We start from the raw sequence: 7547 nt of genomic DNA on the forward strand, positions 1-7547 counted from the left end.
TAGGCGACATACGTCCGGAGCAGGTGCCACGGCCGCCGGAGGCCGAAGCGGGTCAGCACACACACGACGGTCGAATCAACGTCGTGGTCGCCGGGCGCGAGCAGATCACGCTCGACTGCTGCAGCGCCGCCCATGTCGACCTACCTCACTCCCCGCTCAGACGCGAAGCGCCCTCAACCCCCAACGAGTCTGCGAGCTTGAGCAGGCAGGTCCGCAGCCTCGGGATGGTTCGAACATTGTCCGGTTAGGACCTTCTGTGGTCGCTGCTGGCTGACGACTGCCTGGCGGGGGCCTGCGCGTCGCCGCCACTGCGATCCCGAGCCCCGTTTCCGAACCAGCCTCCGCGCAGCCCGCCATCTAGAACGGTCGGCGATCCGGCTGCAGGAGTCCAGGCAGCTTCCCGGCAGCTTCCCGGCAGTTCCCGTTCCATAGCTCTCGGGGCGCCCAAGGGGGTCGGCAGGCATGGTCGCGTCGGGGCGGCCTTCGCCGCGGGCCCTCGCCGTCCTCCCGCCGTCACCACCGCTCAGGCGCGCCAACCTGCATCGGGTGAGGCATGCTCGTGGCGCTGTCGGCGGAACCTCGGCGGCGGCCGGAATTCCCGCGGCAACCAGCCTGGCGACGCCTTCAGGTCGCGACGCCTGCCGCCGCTGTTCCGCCTTCCGCCCACCGCTGCCCCGATGCCACCTCCGTCACATCGGGCTCGGCGAGGCGGCACGGACGCTGGCACAGAATCGCCATTCGTGCTATTGGTGAAGCCGTTTCCTACGACGCTCTTGGTGCCCACATAAGGCTCCTGACCTGCGTTCTTACTGCCAGTCTCGCTATTGGCTGACAAAATTAAGTCTTCAAAACCAGTGAGGCGGGCAGCCCCCGCCTGGCGGGTTCGATCCCGTCCGCCTCCGCGAGGAGGCATGCTGAGGATCCGTCCTGCAGCTCGTCTTGGGAGAACCCCTACGTCGAGAGCTTCAGTAGACGGCTACGCGACGAAGTGCTCGCCGTGGAAGCGTTCAACACCGTGCTCGAAGCCCGGGTGCTGGTCAACGACTGGAGGATCGAGTACAACCTTCTTCGACGTGCCGCGCTGGGAGTTCCGGTGCGTCTCGCCTGAGTTGCTCAGCCGCATGTTCAGCGGTGACGTGCACGGCGGCACGCTCGCATTCCGGCGCGAGGTGTGGGAGCGGCTGGCGCGTTACCCGGACTCCTCCTTGGCGGAGGATGCTGGTTTCCTGCGCGAGGCGCTACACCGCGGGGCCCGGATCGAGCGCGTGCCGGCCGAGGCGCTGTTCTTGTACGTGCGCCACACGGCCGACACTTGGTCATTCCCGCTCGGCCAGTTCATCGACTCGTCCGGCTGGCGGCGCGTGCCCGAGCCCCCGCTGCCCGCCGCGGACAGAAACTTCTATGCACAGCGATCGCCGGCTGGACCTCGATCTACCCCGCCCCCAGCCGACGCCCGCTGGTGAGCTGCGTGATGCCAACGCGCGACAGGCGGTCCTTCGTCGCCCGGGCGATCCGCTACTTTCAGCGCTAGGAGTATTCGAACCGGGAGCTGGTGATGGTGGACGATGGCGAGGAGCGTGTGGCCGACGACCCGCGCGTTCGCTATATGGCCTTGGACCGGCGCATGATCCTCGGCGCCAAGCGCAACCTGTGCAACGAGCTGGCCAGCGGGCCACTCATCGCCCATTGGGACGACGACGATTGGATCGGCCCCGACCGGCTGCGCCGGCAGGTCGAGGCACTGAGCGCCGTGGCCAGCTTGTGCGGGGCGCGCGAGCAGCTTTACTACCCCGCGGCCGACGCCGCGTGGCAATGTGTCGACCCGGCGCACCTGCGCCGTTGGGTTGCCGGGAACACCCTGTGTTACCGCCCGAGCTATGGTCGCGCTCGCCGTTCCCCAACTTGGCGGTGGGAGAGGACACGGAGTTCATCTGGAGAGCGGCCGAGCGCGCGGCAGTGGCCCTGGTCGGCAGCGACTTCTACGTCGGCCTGGTCCACCCAGGCAACACCAGCGTCAAGCTCACGGCCGGCCCGCAATGGCATTCCCACCCGGTCGACGAGGCCCACAGCCGACTCGGTAGCGACCTGGCTTTCTACCGCTCTCACTGATCGTGGCTTGCGAACACGATCAGACCGTCGCTCAAGGCCCGACAGACTGCGACCTGACCATTAGCCCCACCAGCCTTAGGCTAGACCCAATGCCGTTGGGTTAGGGTCCGCGGGCGGTGCAGGCCACGATCACGACGGCCTCGTCTGGCGGCTTGGTCGGCTGCGGCCAGTGGCGATGGGGGTCGCGCTTGCGCGGGAAGTTCGCGCATCTTGCGCTTGACCACCCGCGGCCAGGCGCGCAGCCGGCGCGGGGGGAGCAGGTGCCGCAGCACCGCAGCGACCGCCTGCCGGGTCGCCCTGGCCAGCCGCCGAGGGGGAAAACGCGGCCTGGCTGGTCACCTGCCGACGCGCGATGTGCAGGCTGCGGGTCAACGACAACCGGTCGGGGTCCACCTCGCCGCCCAGCGCGGCCTGGTGCATCAGCGCACGGATGGCGTCGTGGACCAGCAGGTGCGCCCACACCTCCTGGATGACCCCGTCGGGATCGCGGCTGCGCAACACCACCCCCGGGCCGCGCTGGTGGGTCTTCAGCGCATCCAGCACACCCTCCTGTTCCCACCGCTGCGGATACAGCGCCGGCAGCTCGGCCGCCGGGGGCGCGCTCGGGGTCGCCGATCGTGGTGATCAGCCGGTAGCCCTCCGGCGCACCCACCCGGCCGGGATCGTCCAGGCGGTCGTCCACGACCCGCACCGCGACCCGCTTGCCCGCGGGCTGGCTGTGGCCCAGCTCGCTGCGCCAGGAGCCGTCAGCGAACACCTCCAGCACCGGCAGCGTGACGTCGGCGCGGCAGCGCCACCCCAGCTCCGCGCCGGTGGCCTGGAAGCTGCGCCACAGCTTGCAGGCCGCACAGGCCCTGGTCGACCAGCAGCAGCATCCCCGGCCCCAGCGAACGTGCCAGCGACGGCGCCAGCGAGCTCTCGCCCAGGTGCAGCCCGCCCATGGCCTGGGTCCACGATCGCATGCGTGCCGCAGTCGGTCAGCCCCACCAGCCGCACCTGCGGGACGCCCCCTGCCCGCGGCCCCCGCCGGGCCGGCCGAACGCCGCCACGTTGGCGGGCGTGTCCGGCACGTCCAGGGTGGTGCCGTCCAGCGCGACCAGCCGCCAGTCCCGATACCACGCCCCGTTCGTCTTCCGGGTCGCCAGCGGTCGGACGACCTCGGCAAACAGCGCCCGCAGCGGTGCCGGCCCCAGCCTGGCCCTGGCGCGGGCGATCGAGTGTTTGTCGGGGACCTGCCAGGCGCCTCGCCAGCGCCTGGCCCACGCCAGCCCCTCGACCAGCAGTCGCATGACCTCCTCGTAGCCCACGTGCGCGAACAGGCACATCGCCAGGGTGTCGGAGACGACCACGCGGGCGGGCAGCAGCCGCTGGCGCTGCTCGCCCCGGCCGGTCGTGGCGATCACCCGATCCACCAGCTCGGGCGGGAAGGTCCGGGTCAGCACCCCGACCGCGATCCGATCCGACAGGCGGGGCATGACCGGTGGCTTGGTCTGGCCGGCGCGTGGCATCCGAGTGTGATCACCTCCGGACGCCGGACACTACCAGGCTACAAACCACCTAACACAACGGCATTGAGGCTAGACCATGCTCATCCTCGTAGCCACGTCACCAGGGCACGGCCGCACAAAGCCTACCGCAGTCACATCACGGCGACGTCCTGTGTCGCCATACTCGACCCACGAGGCTCATCTGCGGCGCACCACTGGGAGGGCTGCCGCGACCGCAGGAGATCACAGCCGGCGGTTCGACCGTGACATCCGCGGACGGTGATCCGAGATCTCGCTTGTTGAACACGAAGTAGGTCGGCTCGTCCAGCGTTTCAATGACCTGAGCGGTATAGGCACCCCAGACCACGTATAGCGCATGATGCTTGTGAAGGTTGTCGGGAAACGGTTCGACCCCGATCCACACCTTCCCGAACCCAATGCCGAGAGGACCGAATGTACACTGACCTCGGTGCACGTACTGAGCTGACGGCTGGGCGACCACGAGCAACAGCACGAGCACGGCCACCGTGCTGACCGCCGACAACCAGAAGTGGCGGGGACGGCGTCGCGTGCGCGTCCACAAATATGCTCGGTGGGCAAGCCAGAGGTCGTTGCGCAGGCGGCCAGCAGCACCCCCAACCCGCTCAGCGTCCTCACGCCATAGGACGATCTCACTGGCACCAATACGAAGGCGACGGCCAAGACGACACTGAGGACGCTCAAGAGCCAGCCAGCATGAGGCCGCTGGCCGGGAGGTGGCGCGCCGGAGGACGGGAGGTAAGGGGTGCTCATCGGAGCTTCGCGATCGACGGTTGGTGGCAATGGCGCACATCCGATGCTGGGCCGATGCCCTGTCGGTATCGGCCCGGCTCTCTTCCAAGTTACGCAACTGGATCGTAACTGTCAAAGTCTTTGATAGTAGCGAAGCTCTGGTAGTCATCCTCTCTGACATGGCGCGGCGGCTTGCGGGCATGATCGCCGGGGGTAGGTGGCGCCGGTCGGCACCTGCACGCCTGACCGGCGATTTGGAACGTGTACAGCGCACTTGCGCCTCCTTCTTCGAGCCATCACTCCCACCGCCCTTCAGACGGCTGTCATCGGGGCCGAGACGAGAAACGCGCTGCACGACGCCACAGGGCAGCGCCGTGACCAGCAGCAACGCGGCAACGCCACTCCCCCACTGGACCGGACACCCTCGCATGTGCGCTATACCACTTCCAGCCATCGGCGGCCTGCTCGACCGCGTTGCGCCAGCGGCTGTCGCCGGTCGAACCGACGCACCGGACTTTCCACCGGATCCTGGACGCCACCCATCCCGGGTGTGGCGCGACACTCCCGTTGAACGCGGGGTCGTTCATGAACGTGAGCATGAGGGCCGGCTTCCGCCGCAGGTCATGGCGCTGCCGGCGACCACGGCCTTGGTGGTCAACATCGTGTTCGCCGCTGTCACCAGGATCGTGCCCGGCGCGTCGTTCGGGCACCTGCGTGGGACCACACGGTGAGGTCGACGCTGCCGCTGTGTCGTGCGTCTCTAGCCAGTGGCGGTATCGCTGGGTAGCGTGTTTGCTCGCGAACGCCCGCTGCATCCAGCGTACGGAGTGAGGCGATGAAGGCCCGCAGGCCGGCCGAGTGGCTCGCCCAGGTCCCGTGCATGGCTTGCGGTGCCTGGGACGTCGACGTCAGCCGCCCAGGATGGGCCGAAGGCCTGCGCGACTGGCTCCGGTTCGGCGGCCCGTGGCGGCCGATCAGGCAGGTCTGCCGGCGGTGTGGGAACGCCAGCAGCGCCGGGAGCATCGGGACGCTTCGCCCCTCCCCGCGGGACTGGTGGTCGGTGCCCGTCCAGGTGTTTCGGACCCTGCGTTGGCGGCGCACCATGACCCCAATCCCTGCGACCTACCTGGTGGCGACGGTGGTCGGGGCGGCGCTGGGTGTCGTCGCCCAGCTTGTGCTGGGTTGGCCCTGGTGGCTGGTTGCCGCCGGGTTCGTCGCCGCCGTGTGGCTGTTCTTCTTCTCCACCGCGTTCTGGGGAGGCGGGGGGTCGAGCCGGCCGCTTGCCGGCGAGGTCCTGCGGGTGGTGAGCCCTGGCCGGGCGATGGCGCGCGACCACCGCGAGGAGGTCGAGCGGTTCCGGGGTGCCCGGTTCCCCCTCCATGGCCTGCCGGCCTCCTGGTCCGGGCCGCGTCACCTTGGCGGCTGGGAGGGGCGCTGGTCCGAGGGGCAGCGGCAGTCGGTCACCACCACGCTCAGCCTCGACCACGGCGAGCCGCTGGCCGAGGAGGGGCCGCAGCTGCGGGTCGAGGTCAGGGTCGAGCCCGTCCAAGCGGCTCAGGCGCTGCCCGTGCGGTCGAAGCGCCGGCGGGGCCTGGCCGAGGAGCTGTGGTGGGAGGCCGCGCCCGCGGCCCACGACGCCGCCGAGCACTGGGACCGGATCGCCGCCGTCCGAAGCCGGCCTGACCCGGCCTGGTCGCAGGTCACGATCCGGGTGGACGGCCAGCCGGTCGCCTTCCAGTGGCTGGCGGAGGGCCGCCACTGGGTCGCCCGAGCCGAGCTGGACGACCGCGCGCTGACCCTCCACGCCCGCGACCTGCCCGTCGGGTCGGTCGAGCTGGCCCGGGTCACCGACCTTGAGCCGTACATCCAGGGCACGCGCCGCCTGCAGGAGGCTGCCTTGGCCCACCATCACGACGAGCACCGCTAGCCGGCCGCCCGCCCTCTTCGGCGGTTAGCCGTCTCGATGCGGGCACCCGATGCCGGGTCTGGCGCGAAGTGACGCTCGACCGACAACACCACCGAACAGGCGAGAGAACCCAGACGGCGCGGCCGCCAGGGCGAGGCGCCTGCCTGCTCGTGCGTACGGATCGCACCCATCCGGTGTTGCGGTGGCCGCGAATGCGCGGACCAGGCCAACACGAAGCTGGTGACCGACCGGTTCGCCGCGGGCGGGTGTCCTGGCCGAGCGGGAGAGCCGGCGTGATCCCGACCCACCGCCGCACCCGCCGGTCCTTGCCGGGGATGGGCCTGCCTGGTCGCCCATCCTCGCGCCCTCAAGCAGCAGGGCGGCGCCTCCCACCGCTACCCGCTCTGCCAGCCCGAACGCCGCGGTAACGGCTGACTCGCCGTCCCCGGCCAGGGCCGCCCGGTCCATCCCCTCACCCCGGCCTGGGGCCGCTGAGGTGGCGGTTGCTGGCGCAGCAGCCCCCGCACCACCCAGCCGACCACGCCAAACCCCCCACCAGCAGCACCACGCCGACGCCATGCCACAGCGGTCTGTGCTCCACCGTCATCACCGCACCGGTCAACGCCCACGCCATCGCGGTCTGCAGCAGCCAGGCCGTGTCGCGCTGGTCTGGTGGTTGCGGGTCGGGCCTGGGCATGGCTCCTCCAGTGGCCAACGCGACGCCGTGCACCTGCGGCGCCCTCCGGCCGACCGACGGTCCGCGCGGAACCCCAGCAGGCACGCAGCGCCGCACATGCACCGCACCCCCGTGGCCGTGTTGGCTCCGCTGGGGTGACGCCGCCGCTTCGCGGGGGGGCCAACGAGGCGGCGACGCCACCCCGAAGAACGCGGTCCCCGCGTGGGCGTTGCAGCGCCGCCCTGCAGCAGCCGGCAGGGTTCAGCGGCGCCGCGGAGGGAGCGGTTCGACCTGGCCGCCGCGATCCGACCGGAGCAGCCACATGCCCATCCACGCCACCGCCAGCGCCAGCGCCAGCGGCGCACCGGCGCCCGGAACAACGGCGATCAGCAAGCCGATCACCCCGCCGATGACAAGCAGGACGGCGGCGTCCCGCGGGAAGACCCGCGCTCGCACGCTAGGCGCTTGCGGAACGCGGATCGACAAAAGGTTGTCGATGTGAGGCCGGGCTATGCGGCGATGCCGCAGTCGTTGAAGAGGGCCTTCATGTCAAGGCGGAGGGCTTCGTAGTGCCGGTCGGTGCGGGTCCAGGTCGTGG

The 7547-nt window shown here is 70.3% G+C and carries 6 protein-coding genes and 1 pseudogene; 4 read left to right on the forward strand and 3 right to left on the reverse strand.

The annotated features are described in order from the left end of the window. Window positions 1–886 precede the first annotated feature (886 nt). The 3 genes from VG276_09980 (at window position 887) to VG276_09990 (ending at window position 2109) form a co-directional block, all read left to right on the forward strand. Window positions 887–1108, forward strand: coding sequence for an integrase core domain-containing protein (locus VG276_09980; GenBank protein HEV8649713.1), 222 nt, complete (start codon window positions 887–889; stop codon window positions 1106–1108). A gap of 13 nt (window positions 1109–1121) precedes the next feature. Further along, window positions 1122–1463, forward strand: a complete 342-nt coding sequence (locus VG276_09985) for a hypothetical protein (protein HEV8649714.1) — start codon at window positions 1122–1124, stop codon at window positions 1461–1463. Window positions 1464–1908: 445 nt separating this feature from the next. After that, entirely contained in the window at window positions 1909–2109 is a 201-nt protein-coding gene (locus VG276_09990; GenBank protein HEV8649715.1) for a hypothetical protein, read from the forward strand. Between the two features lie 312 nt (window positions 2110–2421). Here the strand turns inward: VG276_09990 and VG276_09995 are convergent. Further along, window positions 2422–3617: pseudogene (locus VG276_09995) on the reverse strand (IS4 family transposase). A 136-nt stretch (window positions 3618–3753) separates the two neighbouring features. Beyond that, window positions 3754–4122: a hypothetical protein gene (locus tag VG276_10000; GenBank protein HEV8649716.1), complete on the reverse strand. Its 369-nt coding sequence runs from the start codon at window positions 4120–4122 to the stop codon at window positions 3754–3756. 1080 nt (window positions 4123–5202) lie between these two features. Between VG276_10000 and VG276_10005 the strand changes: the two genes are divergently transcribed. Then, window positions 5203–6294, forward strand: a complete 1092-nt coding sequence (locus VG276_10005; protein ID HEV8649717.1) for a hypothetical protein — start codon at window positions 5203–5205, stop codon at window positions 6292–6294. Window positions 6295–7210: 916 nt separating this feature from the next. Here the strand turns inward: VG276_10005 and VG276_10010 are convergent. Continuing rightward, on the reverse strand, window positions 7211–7405 hold the full coding sequence (locus VG276_10010) for a hypothetical protein (GenBank protein HEV8649718.1): 195 nt from the start codon (window positions 7403–7405) through the stop codon (window positions 7211–7213). Window positions 7406–7547 lie beyond the last annotated feature (142 nt).

The sequence above is a fragment of the Actinomycetes bacterium genome (assembly GCA_036000965.1).
Taxonomy (GTDB): Bacteria; Actinomycetota; CALGFH01; order CALGFH01; family CALGFH01; genus DASYUT01.